We start from the raw sequence: 14358 nt of genomic DNA on the forward strand, positions 1-14358 counted from the left end.
GAATCAGGCGCGAGCGGATGCTGCTCCCTTTGCCTTCGGCAAAACGGCGCTCATGTGCAAACGTTCCATGACGTCATGGATGCGCGGATCGTGCCTGACCCCTTGACTTGGCGCGCCGCTCTGACCACCAAGCCCGCTCAAATTGGGAGCGGAGCAGGCATGGCAACGAAGGCGACGATCACGGTCATTGGGGAAGCAATGCTGGAGCTGAGCCGGGGCGATGGCGATGGCTGGAACCTGCGCTATGGCGGCGACGTCATCAACACGGCCGTCCATCTGGCGCGCGCGGGCGACACTGTTCGCCTCGCCAGCGCACTGGGTGCCGACCCGATGAGTGCGCAACTGCTGGGCCAGTGGGAAGCGGAGGGCGTCGATACGTCGCTGGTGATCGCGGCACAGGGGCGTCTGCCCGGCCTTTATGCGATCGAGACGGACGCGACCGGCGAGCGCAGCTTCCATTATTGGCGCAGCGAAGCGGCGGCGCGGCGGATGTTCGACTTCCCCGAAAGCCCGGCCATGGTGGCGCAGGCTGCGCAGTCCGACCTGCTCTATTTCTCGCTCATCACGCTGGCGATCCTGCCCGATGCAGGGCGGGAGGCATTGCTGGACCTGTGCGCGCAGGTGCGGGCCAATGGCGGCAGGATCGCCTTCGACGGCAATTATCGCGCGCGCCTGTGGGACGATGCGGCAACGGCGCGCCACTGGCGCGACCGGGCGATTGTGGTCAGCGACATGGGCCTGCCGACCCTGGCCGACGAGGTCGAGATGGGCGAGGCGGATGACGCGCAGGATGCCGCCGCGCGCTGGGGGGCGGGTGAGGGCAAGGATGTCGTCGTCAAGCTGGGCGGCGACGGCTGTCTGATTGCGGGCGAGATCGTCGCGATCCCGCAGCGCGTGGACGTGATCGATTCGAGCGGGGCGGGGGACGCCTTCAACGGCGGCTATCTCCATGCGCGCCTGTCCGGCACCAGCCCACGCGATGCGGCGTTGGCAGGACACAGGCTGGCCGGCTGGAACATCGGCCGGCGCGGCGCCATCCCGGCGCGCGATGCGGACGCCCCTTACGGCTGATCCGAGTTGACAGCGGCCCATGGCTTGCGCCATGGGCAGGTCAGACGCGGGTGTAGCTCAATGGTAGAGCTTTTGCTTCCCAAGCAAGTGACGAGGGTTCGATTCCCTTCACCCGCTCCAATTTCTTTCAGCTGAACACGAAGTCCGAACTGACCAGCGCCGCCTTGTCGACGCCGGACAGGATCAGGACATGGCCGCCGCCGAAGTCGAAGCGGGTATCGGCCCCGTCCGTCGTCGCCAGTGCCATCACCTCGGCGAAGCTGTCATAGTCCGCACCCATCGTCAGCAGGATGCGATCCTCCGCCACCGCATCGCCTGCGGTGAAATCGACGATGCGGACCTGATCCGATCCGCTCCAGAACAGGAAAGCGTCGTCGCCGGTGCCGCCATAGAGGATGTCGTTGCCCGCCCCGCTATCCAGATAGTCGCCGCCGTCGCCGCCATAGAGCCGGTTATCTCCGGCATTGCCGTAGATGGCGTCGCTCACATCGCTGCCACGCGCGTTTTCAAAGCCGGTGAATGTGTCGCCGGTGCCGTCGGCGCCATAGGACCAGCCGAGGTCGAGGTGGATCGACACCCAGTTTTGCGACCCTTCATAGCTGAGCAGGTCGGAGCCGTTGCCGCCGTGCATTTCGTCCGCACCCGCGCCGCCGATGATGACGTCATTGCCCGCCCCGCCGCGCAGCAGGTCATTGCCATCGCCGCCGACCAGCCTGTTGGCCTGTGCGTCGCCGGTCAGGCTGTCGTTGAAGCTGCTGCCGACGATTTGCTCGATGCCGCTGAAGCTGTCGCCTGCTGCATCCCCACCGGTCGCGACGCCAGTGGTCAGGTTGACGGTGACCCGCGCCGCCGACGCGCTATAATCCAACGTGTCGACCCCGGCGCCGCCCAGCAAGATATCGGCGCCAGCCCCGCCTCGCAGCGTATCGTCGCCGTCAGCGCCCTCCAGCCGGTCATTGCCCAGACCGCCGATCAGCAGGTTGCCGCCGCCACTGCCGATCAGGACGTCGTTGCCGTCGCTTCCTTCCGCATGGACGAAGCTGATAAGGGTGTCGCCCTGCGCATCGCCACCCGATGCGGTCTGCGTCTGGAGATTGACGGTGACTGCGCCGACCGATCCGGCATAGCTGACGCCATCGCCGTCGCGGCCGCCATCCAATATGTCCGCGCCGGCGCCGCCGATCAGCCAGTCGCGTCCGGCACCGCCACGCAATATGTCATTGCCTGCGCCGCCGACCAGCCTGTTGGCCTGCGCGTCACCGGTCAGCACGTCATTATGGCTGCTGCCGATCAGCCCCTCAATCGAATCATAGCTGTCTCCGGTTGCCTCTCCCTGCGTCCCCACGCCCGTGGTCAGGCTGGCATAGACGCCCGCCGCAGCACCGGCATAGCTGGCCATGTCCATGCCATCGCCGCCGATCAACTCGTCGGCGCCGATCCCGCCGATCAAGATGTCGTCGCCATAATAGCCAAAGAGGATATCGTCGCCGCCCATGCCGAGCAGGATGTCGGTATGGAGACCGCCGACCATGATGTTGCCGAGGCTGTTGCCGGTGCCGCGAAACTCTTCCGCATCGCCGATATTGCTGAGATTTTCGACATGGTCGGCCAGCGTATAGCTTTCAGGACCATAGACGCCGACTGTATCCATTCCGCCATCTGCCAGTTCGATCAGCTGGTCGGCGGTCGTGTCCACGATATAGAGATCGTCGCCCATGCCGCCTTCCAGTCGATCGGCGCCGGCCCCGCCATCCAGCAGGTCCATGCCGTCGCCGCCCAGCAGATGATCGTTGCCGCCATAGCCGAACAGTGCGTCGTTGCCACCAAGGCCGGATAGGATATTGGCCATGTCATTGGCGTCGATCCGGTTATCCTGCGCATTGCCCGTGCCGTTGCGTGCATTGGCGCCGTCCAGTGCCAGCGCCTCGACAAAGGGGCTGAGCGTGTAGCTTACCGACGATACGACGAAATCATCGCCGGCCCCATCCACTTCGACCACCCGGTCGTTGACGCTGTTGACGAAGTAAATGTCGTTGCCAGTGCCGCCACTCATCCGGTCTGCGCCAAGGCCGCCGTCCAGCCAGTCATTGCCGGCGCCGCCGAACAGGCGGTCGCTGCCGCTGCCCGCGTCCAGGAAATCGTCGCCGTCCCCGCCCCACAGCTCGTCCGCGCCATAGCCGGACAGGATGATGTCCATGTCGGCGGTGCCTGTGATCGTCTTGTTGCCATGGGCCATGCCGGCGTTGAGGATGTGCCAGCTCATGCTGACGCTCTCACCGCTGAAATTGTTCATCGCGGTGAAGCTGAGCGTCCCGTCCGATACCTCTTCGCCGCCGGGAAAGCCGATATAGGCTATGGCAAAGCCACTATCCCAGCCATAGCCGCCGGTACCCCCGCCGCCATTCTGGTCGCCGAAATAATAGTTCCAGCTGGTTTCGTAAAAGGCTTCACCGGTTTCGGGATCGTCATAGCCGGGGACATAATAGTCGATCGCCATGTCGAAAGTGCCGGAATCACGATCGACCGTGATCCAGTAGCTGATAGAGCCTGCCATCATCCCCTCCTGCCCGGATTATGATGGGATAATTCATAGACGATCCCAGGCATTCCGACAAGAAAACTGCGGGCGGTTTCCCGTTGTTATGTCCATTTCCGGGAAACTGTCTTGGTCTGTGAAGATCTTATACTTGGGTGGTCATAAGAACTTGAGAAGGTTTGCCGAATGCGGACTTAGCCCACCTGCCGCTTGGCCAGCTTGCGGGCGAGGGTGCGGCGGTGCATGCCGAGCCGTCGCGCGGCTTCGGAAATGTTGAAGTCGCTGTCCTTCAGCACCTCGTGGATATGCTCCCATTCCAGCGTCTTGATCGACGTCGGCCGGGGCGCGAGCGGCGTTTCGGGATCGCCGCCGGCGCGGGCGAAGGCGGCCTCGATATCGTCGGTGTTGGATGGCTTGGCCAGATAGTTGGTCGCGCCCAGCTTGATCGCCTCGACCGCAGTGGCGATGCTGGCAAAGCCGGTCAGCACCACGATCAGCATTGCGGGATCATGGGCATGGAGAGCCTGCACGCAGGCGAGGCCGGATTGTGGGCCGAGCTTCAGGTCGACGACGGCAAAGCCGGGACGATGATCAGCCAGCAGCGCCGTCACAGCCTCCAGGCTGTCGGCCAGCAGCACATCATAGTCGCGCCGCTCAAAAGAGCGCTTGAGCGTCCGGGCGAAGGCCTCGTCATCTTCGACGATCAACAATTGCCGTTCAGGCGTCATCCGGCGTCTCCTGTTCTTCCTCCATGGCCAGCGTGGCGAGCGGCAGGCGCAACTGGACCATCGCGCCACCCTCCGCGCCATTGCTGGCATCGACTCGCCCGCCCAGCTTGCGCACGACATTGACGACCAGGAACAGGCCAAGGCCGCCGCCCTGCTTGCCCTTGCTCGATCGATAGGGCTTGCCGACATCGGCCAGCATCGCCGGATCGAACCCCCGGCCATTGTCGCGCACGGCGATGTGCAGCCACTGGCTGTCGCGGCTGACCATCATGTTGATATAGGCTGCGCCAGCTTCGCGGGCGTTGTCGAGCAGGTTGGTCACGGCCTGCCGGATCACCGGGTCGGCGATGATGCGCGGATAATCATGCGGCCCAAAGTCGCAGCGCAGCGGCATACCCGGATTGGCGCTGCGCCAGTCGCGCGCGATGATGTCGATGAAGTCGCGGACATTGGTGATTTCAGGGGCCTCACCGCGCGCTTCGCCGGCCGACATAAGGATGCCGGTCAATATGGTCTTGCAGCGTTTCACCGCTGCTTCCATCTCGCCCACTTCCTCGACCAGTGCGGGATGGGCCTTGATCTCGCGCATATGCCGCCAGTCGCCCAACACCACGGCGAGCTGGGCGAGGGGGGTACCCAGTTCATGCGCGGCCCCGGACGCGAGCAGGCCCATGCGGACGATATGCTCTTCCTCCACCGCCTGTTGCCGCAATTGCGCCAGATAGGCTTCGCGCTGTTGCAGATTCTGGTTCACCCGCGTCATGAACAGCACCAGCAGCACCGCGATCATCGTGATGCAGACCCAGGTGCCGACGATGTGCAGGTCGAACAAATGGCCTTCCAGCGTTTCGCTGAGGTCGAGGGGGCGGTAGACCAAGGCCAGCATTGCTGCGCACAGCGTCGACACCGCGACGATACCCCATGCGCTCCAGCGGTGCAGCAGCATCGCGCCCAACGCGACCTGCACCAGATAGAGCGAGACGAAGGGATTGGTCGCGCCGCCGCTGAGATAGAGCTGTGTGGTGAGGGCAAATACGTCGAACAGAAGTGCAAGGAACAGTTCGGCATGGGTGATATCGGTGCGCCGGCGCAGTACCATCAGGCTGCCGGCATTCATGGCCGTGGCGATGCAGGGCACGACCAGCATGGAAGCGATCGGCAGATGAATGTCCATGCCGAAATGCACGAAGCCGATGGTCGCGATCTGGCCAGCAATGGCGATCCAGCGCAATTGCACCAGCAACACCATGTTGCGCCGCCCGGCTGCGTCGGCGGGCCACCGGCCGGGCAGCCAGCGCCTGCGTCGGGCGGACGGCGCGGTCATGCCCGGCGATCTTTTCCAGTCTGGCGCATGACCAGCATATAGGCGCCCACGGTCATCGCCGCCAGCGCGAACCAGGTGATCGCATATTGGAGGTGATTGTTGGGGAAGCTGACGACGGTCAGGCCGCCGACCGGCAGGGCCGTAGGGGAGGGGCCACGCTGGGCGTCGATGAAATAGTCGCGGACGCCGGTCAGATGGCGCGCGTTTGCGATCGCGGCGACATCGCGGGAATGCCAGCGATCGGCAGCCGGATCATTGTCGCGCAGGAAGCCGCCATTGGGTTCGGTCAGGCGCAGCAGGCCGGTGATCTCGACCTTGCCCTGCGGCCGTTCATAGGTGGCGGTGCGGCTGAGGACGAAACCACGATTGATGAGGGTGACGGCGCCATCGTCGGCGCGCAGCGGCGTCATCAGCCAGAAGCCGGGGCCGCGCACGGTGACGGCCTGCGTCAGGGCGGCCTTGTCATGCAGGAAAGTGCCGGTCAGGGCGACGCGGCGATATTCGTCGGCTTTGGTAGCGATGGCGGGCGGGGCGACCGGCACGGCGTGGATGCGGGCATCGACACGGGCGATCAGGTCGCGCTTCCAGCTGAGGCGCTGGATTTGCCATGCACCAAGCGCTGAGAAGCCGGAAAACAGGATCAGGGCGATCAGCGTCAGGCCGATCGTGAAGGCCGGGGAGCGTTTGCCACGCCCCCCGGTGTTCGCCGTTGTCACGGCATTTCGCTCATGTTTGCCATGGTCGACATGTCGTGCCCGGCGTTCATTTCGCCGGTCATGTCGATGTCCGCATGCGGCATCATATTATTGTTCATATGATACATGACCCAGGTAGACCCGGCCAGAACGATGACGACCAGAACCAGCGTCAGCGCCATCGCCATGAACGACCAGCCGCCTTCGACGCGCGTGTTCATGTGCAGGAAGTAGATCATGTGGACGACCACCTGCACCGCCGCGAAGGCGACGATGATGATGCCGGTCAGTTTGGGATCGCCCAGCACATTGGACATCACCAGCCAGAAGGGGATGGCCGTCAGGATCACCGACAGGCCGAAACCGATCATGTAGCTCCCGAAGCTGCCATGGGCGCCTTCGCCATGATGATCATCATGGCCGTGCCCGTGGGCATCGTGGGGATGGACAGCGTCGCTCACCGCAGGACTCCCATCAGATAGACAAAGGTGAAGACGCCGATCCAGATGACGTCGAGGAAGTGCCAGAACATGCTGAGGCACAGCAGGCGGCGCTTGTTGGCAGGGATCAGGCCCTTTTTGGCGACCTGAACCATCAGCGTGATCAGCCAGATCGAACCGAAGGTGACGTGCAGCCCGTGGGTGCCGACCAGCGTGAAGAAGGCCGACAGGAAGGCCGAACGCTGCGGACCCGCGCCCTCATGGATGAGGTGGGCGAATTCATAGAGTTCGATGAACAGGAACGCCCCGCCGAACAGCAAAGTGACGAACAGCCAGCCCTGCGTGGCGCTGACCTTGTTCTTTTCCATCGCCAGCATGGCAAAGCCATAGGTGATGGACGAGAAGAGCAGCATCGCGGTGTTGATCGCGACGAGCGGCAGGTCGAACAGATCCTTGGGGCCGGGGCCGCCGGCGAAATTGCCGCCCAGCACGGCATAGGTGGCGAACAGGATGGCGAAGATGAGGCAATCGCTCATCAGGTACATCCAGAAGCCCAGGCCCGTGCTGTGCCCTTCGTGGAGGTGCGGTTCCTCGGGCAGGTGATATGCCCGAGGTTCCGTGTTTGCAGTTGCGCTGCTCATGTCAGTCAGACTCCAGCGGCGAGGATGCGCGTACGCTCTTCCTCGGTGCGCGTCACATCCTCGACCGGGATGTAATAGTCGCGCTTGTAGTTGAAGGTGTGGAAGATGGCGAAGCCGATCATGCCGACGAAGCTGAGGGCTGCCAGCCACCACATGTACCAGATCAAGGCGAAGCCGCAGACCGTGGCCAGACCCGCGAGGATCACGCCGGTGCCGGTGCTGCTGGGCATGTGGATCGCCTGATAGCCGGTCAGCGGACGCTGATAGCCGTTGCGCTTCATGTCGGCCCAGCTGTCGGCGTCGTATACGACCGGCGTGAAGGCGAAATTATACTCCGGCGGAGGCGAGCTGGTCGCCCATTCCAGGGTACGGCCATCCCACGGATCGCCTTCGACCTTCAGTTCGTCGCGCTTCCAGATGGAGATGGCGAACTGGAGGAGCATCGCGCCGATGCCAGCCGCGACGATGGCGGCGCCGATCGCGGCGATGACGAAGTAGATCTGAAGCGACGGATCGTCGAACACGCGCATGCGACGCGTCACGCCCATGAAGCCAAGGATGTAGAGCGGCGTGAAGGCGAGCCAGAAGCCGACCTGCCAGCACCAGAAGGACACATGACCCCAGAACTGGTTGAGCTTGAAGCCGAACGCCTTGGGCCACCAATAGTTGATCGCCGCGAACAGGCCGAACAGCACGCCGCCGATGATCACGTTATGGAAGTGCGCGATCAGGAACAGCGAGTTGTGCAGCACGAAGTCGGCGGGCGGAACCGCCAGCATCACGCCGGTCATGCCACCGATGGTGAAGGTTAGCATGAAGGCGACGGTCCACATCATCGGCAGTTCGAAGCGAACGCGGCCGCGATACATGGTGAAGAGCCAGTTGAAGAGCTTCGCACCCGTCGGGATCGAGATGATCATCGTCGTGATGCCGAAGAAGCTGTTGACGCTGGCGCCCGAACCCATGGTGAAGAAGTGGTGCAGCCATACGAGGTAGGACAGCACCATGATGCAGCAGGTCGCGTAGACCATCGAGGTGTAGCCGAACAGGCGCTTGCCCGAGAAGGTCGAGGTGACTTCGGAGAAGACGCCGAACAGCGGCAGGATGAGGATATAGACTTCCGGGTGACCCCAGATCCAGATGAGGTTCACGTACATCATCGGGTTGCCGCCGAAGTCGTTCGTGAAGAAGTTGGTGCCGGCATAACGGTCGAGCGAGAGCAGGACCAAAGTGGCGGTCAGGATGGGGAAGGACGCGACGATCAGGATGTTCGCGCAGAGCGAGGTCCAGGTGAACACCGGCATCTTCATCAGCGACATGCCCGGCGCGCGCATCTTTACGATGGTTGCGATCAGGTTGATGCCCGACAGGGTCGTACCGACACCGGCGACCTGCAATGCCCAGATATAATAATCGACACCCGTGGCCGGGCTATAGTCGATCCCCGAAAGCGGCGGATAGGCGAGCCAGCCGGTCTGGGCGAATTCGCCCAGGAACAGCGAAGCCATCACCAGCACCGCGCCGCCCGTGGTCATCCAGAACGAGAAATTGTTCAGGAAGGGGAAGCTGACGTCGCGCGCGCCGATCTGGAGCGGGACGATATAGTTCATCAGACCGGTGATGAACGGCATCGCCACGAAAAAGATCATGATCACGCCATGGGCGGTGAACACCTGGTCATAATGGTGGGCGTTGAGGTAACCCTCGGACCCGTTGAAGGCGAGCGCCTGCTGGAGGCGCATCATGACCGCGTCGGCAAAGCCGCGCAGGAACATGATGAGGCCCAGCACCATGTACATGATGCCGATCTTCTTGTGATCGACGCTGGTGAACCACTCCTTCCAGAGATAGCCCCAGAGCTTGAAATAGGTGAGCGCCGCCACGACGGCCGCGCCGCCCAGCACCACCGCGCAGAATGTCGCGACGACGATGGGCTCATGCCATGGGAAGCTGTCCCATGTCAGACGACCGAAGATCATCTGTGCTGTTGTCATTGTGCCAGTCATGGGCCTTACCGATGCTGCGCGTGCGCATCAGCGCCGCTGTGAGAGGAGTGATCCGCAGCCGGAGCATCCGACGCGCCGGGCGCGTCGGGGGCAGTTTCCTGTCCCTTGTTCCGGTCTTCCTGGTCGATCACATGGCTGTTGGGGAAGTCATATTGCAGCCCCTTGGTATCGTGGGCCGATTCCTTGCCCGCGCCGCCCATCTGGTCGATGTGCATCAAGTCCTTCATGCAGCGCTGGCCCGGCTTGACGCACAGGTTGACGACGGCATCGAACAGATTGGCTTCGCTTGTGCCGAAATAGGCGACCGGCGCCTTTTCGGACGGCTTGGCCAGCGTCTGATAGACAGTGCGGTCAAGCACGGTCTGGCTGCTCTTCACCTTTGCGACCCAGGCGTCGAAACCGGCCTGGTCCAGCGACTGATAGCCAAAGCGCATATGGGTGAAGCCCGCGCCCGAATAGTTGGCGGAGAAGCCGACGCTCTTGGCGGGCTTGTTGGCGACGGCGTGCAACTGCGTCTTCATGCCGGGCATGGCGTAGATCTGGCCGGCCAGTTCGGGCACGTAAAAGCTGTTCATCACGGTCGAAGCGGTGATGTCGAAGCGGACCGGGACGTTGGTCGGCAGCGCCAGTTCATTGACGGTGGCGATACCCAGATCCGGATAGATGAAGAGCCACTTCCAGTCGAGCGCGACGACCTGAACCGTCAGCGGCTTGACCTTGGGGTCGATCGCCGTCTTCGCGTCGATCCGGTCGAGCGGACGATAGGGGTCCAGCTTGTGGGTGCTGACCCAGGTCAGGGCGCCCAGCGCGATGATGATCAGCAGCGGCGCCGACCAGATCAGCAGTTCCAGCTTGGTGCTGTGATCCCAGTCGGGATCATAGTCCTTTTCGGTCGCTTCGTTCGTGGCGCGATAGCGCACCGCGAACCATACGACCATCGCCATGACGGGGATGACGATCAGGAGCATCAGCGCGACCGAGATCAGGATCAGGTCGCGCTGCTGCACCGCAATATCGCCCGATGGGTTCATCACGACCCAGTTGCAGCCCGCCAGCGGCGCCGCAAGAATCGGAGCGGACCAGCGCAAGAGCCTGATCCTGTTGGGGGAGGGAGGGTTAGCCATGGCGCGCGCCTAAAGGGTCCGCACAGAGTCGGATAGTGGGCAATTTGTCCAATTGTGTGCGAATGCAAAAAATGTTTTGGATATGGGATACTGCTTAGACTCTGCTCGTTTTCTGTTATGCTGCCATTCCACGGCCACTGGCAGACGAGAAAACCGCACTGGTGGCCAAGCCAAGGAGCGGATGTCTATGAGTTCTGGGGCCATTGCCTTCACCTCCACGCCACTTGAGGACGACGCGCGCTCGATCAATGCGCGCGACCATTCGATTGCGCCTGGGGACATTTCCATTGGTGTGATCATCGGTCGCACCTCCGAATTTTTCGACTTCTTCGTCTATGCCATCGCCTCGGTGATCGTGTTTCCGAGCCTGGTCTTTCCCTATGTGGATGCGCTGACCGGCACCCTCTATTCCTTCGCGATCTTCGCTGTCGCCTTTATCACCCGGCCGATCGGGTCGCTCATCTTCATGGCGATCGACCGGCGCTATGGTCGCGGCACGAAGCTGACGGGCGCCCTGTTCCTGCTGGGCAGTTCCACCGTCGCCATCGCCTTCCTACCCGGATATGAGACAATTGGCCACTATGCCGCGGTCGTCCTCGTTATCCTGCGCGCGGCGCAGGGTATTGCGCTGGGTGGCACCTGGGATGGTCTGGCCTCGCTTCTCTCGCTCAACGCGCCGCAACATCAGCGCGGCTGGTATGCGATGGTGCCGCAGCTTGGCGCGCCGTTGGCGCTGATCGTGGCGAGTGGCCTGTTCGCTTTCTCCATCCTCAACATGACCGAAGCCGATTTCCTCGACTGGGGCTGGCGCTATCCCTTCTTCGTCGCTTTTGCGATCAACGTCGTGGCGCTCTTCGCCCGGCTGCGCATCGTGGTGACGCATGAATTCGAACGGCTGTTCGAGCAGCGTGATCTGGTGCCTTCGCCAGTCCTGCCCACGCTGCAAAAGGAAGGCCGCAACATCGTCATCGGCGCCTTTGCCCCGCTGGCCAGTTTCGCGCTGTTCCATATGGTCACCGTCTTCCCGCTCTGCTGGGTTGCGCTTTATACCGATCAACCGCTCGACCGCTTCCTCATCATCGAGATGATCGGTGCGTCGGTGGGGCTGTTGGCCATCGTCGTGTCCGGCTTCATCGCCGACCAGATCGGCCGCCGTTCGCTGCTCGGCTGGTCAGCGCTGGGCATCGCGATCTTCGCTTTGATGGCGCCGCTGCTGCTGAATGGCGGGGAATTGGGCGAGGTCGCCTTCATGATCCTCGGCTTCATGCTGCTCGGCCTGTCCTTCGGACAGTCGTCGGGCGTCGTGGCGTCCAACTTCGCGACCGAGGCCCGCTATACCAGTTCGGCGCTGACGTCCGATCTGGCCTGGCTGGTCGGCGCCGGCTTTGCGCCGCTGGTGGCGCTGCTGCTGTCGGTGAAATTCGGTCTGGCCGCGTCGGGCATCTACCTGCTGTCGGGTGCGGTGGCGACGATGGTTGCGCTCTACGTCAACAAGGAACTGGCCGGCCGCGACCGTTAAGCCGCGCGCCGTATCCGCTGAAGCGCTTTCCGGTCGAACCATCCGGTCAGACCGGGGCGCGGACGCCAGCGGGGCAGCCAGTCGCCATAAAGGCTCGCAAGACGCGCGGGGAGGCCCACCGGCCCCTCGCGCGTCATGATGTCGGACACGATGCGGTTCTGGTAGAAGCGCACCGAATAATTGATCAGCCTTTTATATTGCATCGTCCATGTCGAGGGACGGGCGAGGCTCACCTGTTCGGCGATGAAGCCCGCGCCTTCACAGGCCAGCACCCGGCCATGGACCCAATGGCTGTCGTCCAGCAGGTCGGTATGCGCCCAGGCCGCGACCAGCCCATCGTCGCCGATCAGATCCTCCGGCAGGCGCAGCCCACTCGTCCGGATCGCCGCGACGAAACGGCCTGACAGCGCATAGAGATCACCGAACAGCCCGCCTTCGTCACGCAGCCCTTGCCGATAGGCTTCGACCATGCGGCCGTTCATCGGCATACCGGCGGCGGCATTGGCTTGTGGATGAGCGGCGAGGTCGTTCAGCAGCGCATCGAACGATCCGGGCACGATTTCCGCGTCGCCGTCCATGAAGATCACCGCATCCTCATCCCCGGTCAGCAGGGTGTGGACCATATGGTTCCAGGTCCGCGACTTGCCGCCGGCCGGGATGTCATAGACGATGACGTTACGCCTGCCGCCCGCCGCCGCGCGGGCGCGGGCGACGGTGTCGTCGGTGGTGCCATTCACCAGTACATGGAAGATCGTGTCCGGCCGGTCGAGCGGGATCGAGGCGAGGCAGAGCGCGATCCGGCGCTCTTCCTGATGGGCGAAAATGGCGACGGCAACGGGCATGGGGATCAGCGGAAGTCCCAGCCCTGCTGGCCATGCTGGCTTGCGTCCAGCCCGTCCGCTTCTTCCTGCGCGCTCACCCGCATCGGGATGACGACGGAGGCGATCAGCGCGGCGATCGCGCTGCCGACCATGGCCCAGAGCGCGACGATGACGAGGCCGATCGCCTGCGACGTCAGCGCACCGGTCAGGCTGATATTGGCATCGAAACCGACCCCGCCCATCAGCGGCAGGACGAAAAATGGCAGCAACAGCGTGCCGGTCAGGCCGCCAAGGCCATGGATAGTGAAGATGCCAGCGCTGTCGTCGACCTTGCCCGCGACGATCGCGGTCCCGGTGCGCGCTACGATGGCGGCGATGAGGCCGATCAGCATCGCGCCGCCGGTCCCGACCAGCGCGGCGGAGGCGGAGATGGCGGCGACGCCGGCCAGCGCGCCGGACAGGATGCCGGTGGCGCGCGTCCGGGCGCCGAGCAATTTGTCGAGCAGGCCCCAGCCGAGCGCAGCGGCGCAGGCGGCGAAGAGATGGTTGAGGATGGCGGTCGCGGCATCATCGGTCGCGCCGAGCGCCCAGCCGCCGACGGCGCCGGACAGGCCGATCCACAACAGCGCGCCGCCGACCAGGCTGAGCAACGGCGTATGGCCGGGATCGGACGGCTCGCGCCGCGCCCCGGCGATGATGGCGAGGGGAAGGGCGGAAAAGCCCGCCGTGCCATGCAGCACCAGCCCGCCGGCAAAATCCATGACGCCCAGGTCCGCCAGCCAGCCGCCGCCCCACACCGCATGGGCGATGGGCGCATAGACCAGCAACAGCCAGAGCGGGGTGAAGGCGATCCACCAGCCGATCCGCACCCGCTCCGCCACCGCGCCGACCAGCAGGCCGGCGGCCAGCAGCGCAAGGGCAAGCTGGAACAGGACGAAGGCCGATTCGGGCACGGTCAGCCCGTCGCGCAACTCACCCAGATTGGCGAGCAGCAGATTGGACCCGCCACCCAGCCAGGGACTACCCGGCGCATAAGCGACGCTGTAGCCCGCGATGGCGAAGGTCAACGTGGCGACGGCGATGACGGCCGCGCCCTGCGCCGATACCGACAGCGCGTTGCGCACATTCACCTGCCCCGCATGGCGCAGCATCAGCCCCGGCAACGCGGCAAGCAAAAGCAACAGCGCGCACAGGATCATCCAGCCGGTATCGCCGCTATCGGCAACGGCCACCTGCGCCCATGCAGGCTGGGGCAAAGCGAGCGCGGCCAGAAGGGGGAGGGTGAAGGCAAGGCGCATGGTCGGGATTCCGGCTGTCAGGATTGCGGCCTGTCTAACCGCGGGCTGGTAAAGTTTTCGATAAGCAACGGGGCAGATAAAGCGAGGGTCACGGGGACGTCACAGGTCGAAGTTCACACCGTCGTCGGGTCAATAAGGGGCAATTGCGACGGAGG

Annotated in this window: 12 protein-coding genes and 1 tRNA gene; 3 read left to right on the forward strand and 10 right to left on the reverse strand. The window is 63.7% G+C overall.

The window, feature by feature from the left end; genetic code table 11:
* Positions 1-159: 159 nt before the first annotated feature.
* Together RQH62_RS02845 and RQH62_RS02850 are read left to right on the forward strand one after the other, a co-directional pair.
* Positions 160-1071: a sugar kinase gene (locus RQH62_RS02845; protein ID WP_311267216.1), complete on the forward strand. Its 912-nt coding sequence runs from the start codon at positions 160-162 to the stop codon at positions 1069-1071.
* Positions 1072-1117: 46 nt separating this feature from the next.
* A tRNA-Gly gene (locus tag RQH62_RS02850) sits at positions 1118-1191 on the forward strand.
* 7 nt (positions 1192-1198) lie between these two features.
* On the opposite strand, the gene RQH62_RS02855 is transcribed toward RQH62_RS02850, so the two are convergent.
* The 8 genes from RQH62_RS02855 to cyoA form a co-directional block, all read right to left on the reverse strand.
* A complete protein-coding gene (locus RQH62_RS02855; protein ID WP_311267217.1) occupies positions 1199-3625 on the reverse strand; it encodes a hypothetical protein in 2427 nt (808 codons plus the stop codon).
* 176 nt (positions 3626-3801) lie between these two features.
* Complete coding sequence (locus RQH62_RS02860) at positions 3802-4335, reverse strand: response regulator transcription factor (RefSeq protein ID WP_311267218.1); 534 nt, start codon at positions 4333-4335, stop codon at positions 3802-3804.
* Entirely contained in the window at positions 4325-5659 is a 1335-nt protein-coding gene (locus RQH62_RS02865) for an ATP-binding protein (protein WP_311267219.1), read from the reverse strand. The genes RQH62_RS02860 and RQH62_RS02865 overlap by 11 nt, the downstream gene beginning before the upstream one ends.
* Positions 5656-6375, reverse strand: a complete 720-nt coding sequence (locus RQH62_RS02870; RefSeq protein WP_311267220.1) for an SURF1 family protein — start codon at positions 6373-6375, stop codon at positions 5656-5658. Before RQH62_RS02870 ends, RQH62_RS02865 begins: the two co-directional genes overlap by 4 nt.
* Positions 6372-6815, reverse strand: a complete 444-nt coding sequence (gene cyoD / locus RQH62_RS02875) for a cytochrome o ubiquinol oxidase subunit IV (RefSeq protein ID WP_311267221.1) — start codon at positions 6813-6815, stop codon at positions 6372-6374. The genes RQH62_RS02870 and cyoD overlap by 4 nt, the downstream gene beginning before the upstream one ends.
* On the reverse strand, positions 6812-7435 hold the full coding sequence (gene cyoC / locus RQH62_RS02880; protein ID WP_311267222.1) for a cytochrome o ubiquinol oxidase subunit III: 624 nt from the start codon (positions 7433-7435) through the stop codon (positions 6812-6814). The genes cyoD and cyoC overlap by 4 nt, the downstream gene beginning before the upstream one ends.
* A 5-nt stretch (positions 7436-7440) precedes the next feature.
* Positions 7441-9441 carry a cytochrome o ubiquinol oxidase subunit I gene (gene cyoB, locus RQH62_RS02885; protein WP_311267223.1) on the reverse strand — a complete coding sequence of 667 codons (2001 nt, stop codon included), beginning with the start codon at positions 9439-9441 and terminating at the stop codon, positions 7441-7443.
* A 5-nt stretch (positions 9442-9446) separates the two neighbouring features.
* A complete protein-coding gene (gene cyoA / locus RQH62_RS02890) occupies positions 9447-10565 on the reverse strand; it encodes a ubiquinol oxidase subunit II (RefSeq protein ID WP_311267224.1) in 1119 nt (372 codons plus the stop codon).
* A gap of 187 nt (positions 10566-10752) precedes the next feature.
* Between cyoA and RQH62_RS02895 the strand changes: the two genes are divergently transcribed.
* The gene (locus RQH62_RS02895; protein WP_311267225.1) at positions 10753-12084 is read left to right on the forward strand and encodes an MFS transporter; all 1332 of its coding nucleotides are present in this window, start codon (positions 10753-10755) and stop codon (positions 12082-12084) included.
* On the opposite strand, the gene RQH62_RS02900 is transcribed toward RQH62_RS02895, so the two are convergent.
* Together RQH62_RS02900 and RQH62_RS02905 are read right to left on the reverse strand one after the other, a co-directional pair.
* Complete coding sequence (locus RQH62_RS02900; protein ID WP_311267226.1) at positions 12081-12926, reverse strand: glycosyltransferase family A protein; 846 nt, start codon at positions 12924-12926, stop codon at positions 12081-12083. The genes RQH62_RS02895 and RQH62_RS02900 overlap by 4 nt on opposite strands.
* 5 nt (positions 12927-12931) lie before the next feature.
* Positions 12932-14203, reverse strand: coding sequence for an ammonium transporter (locus RQH62_RS02905; protein ID WP_311267227.1), 1272 nt, complete (start codon positions 14201-14203; stop codon positions 12932-12934).
* Positions 14204-14358 lie beyond the last annotated feature (155 nt).

Origin of the sequence: Sphingobium sp. WCS2017Hpa-17, assembly GCF_031843765.1 — a bacterium.
Taxonomy (GTDB): domain Bacteria; phylum Pseudomonadota; class Alphaproteobacteria; order Sphingomonadales; family Sphingomonadaceae; genus Sphingobium.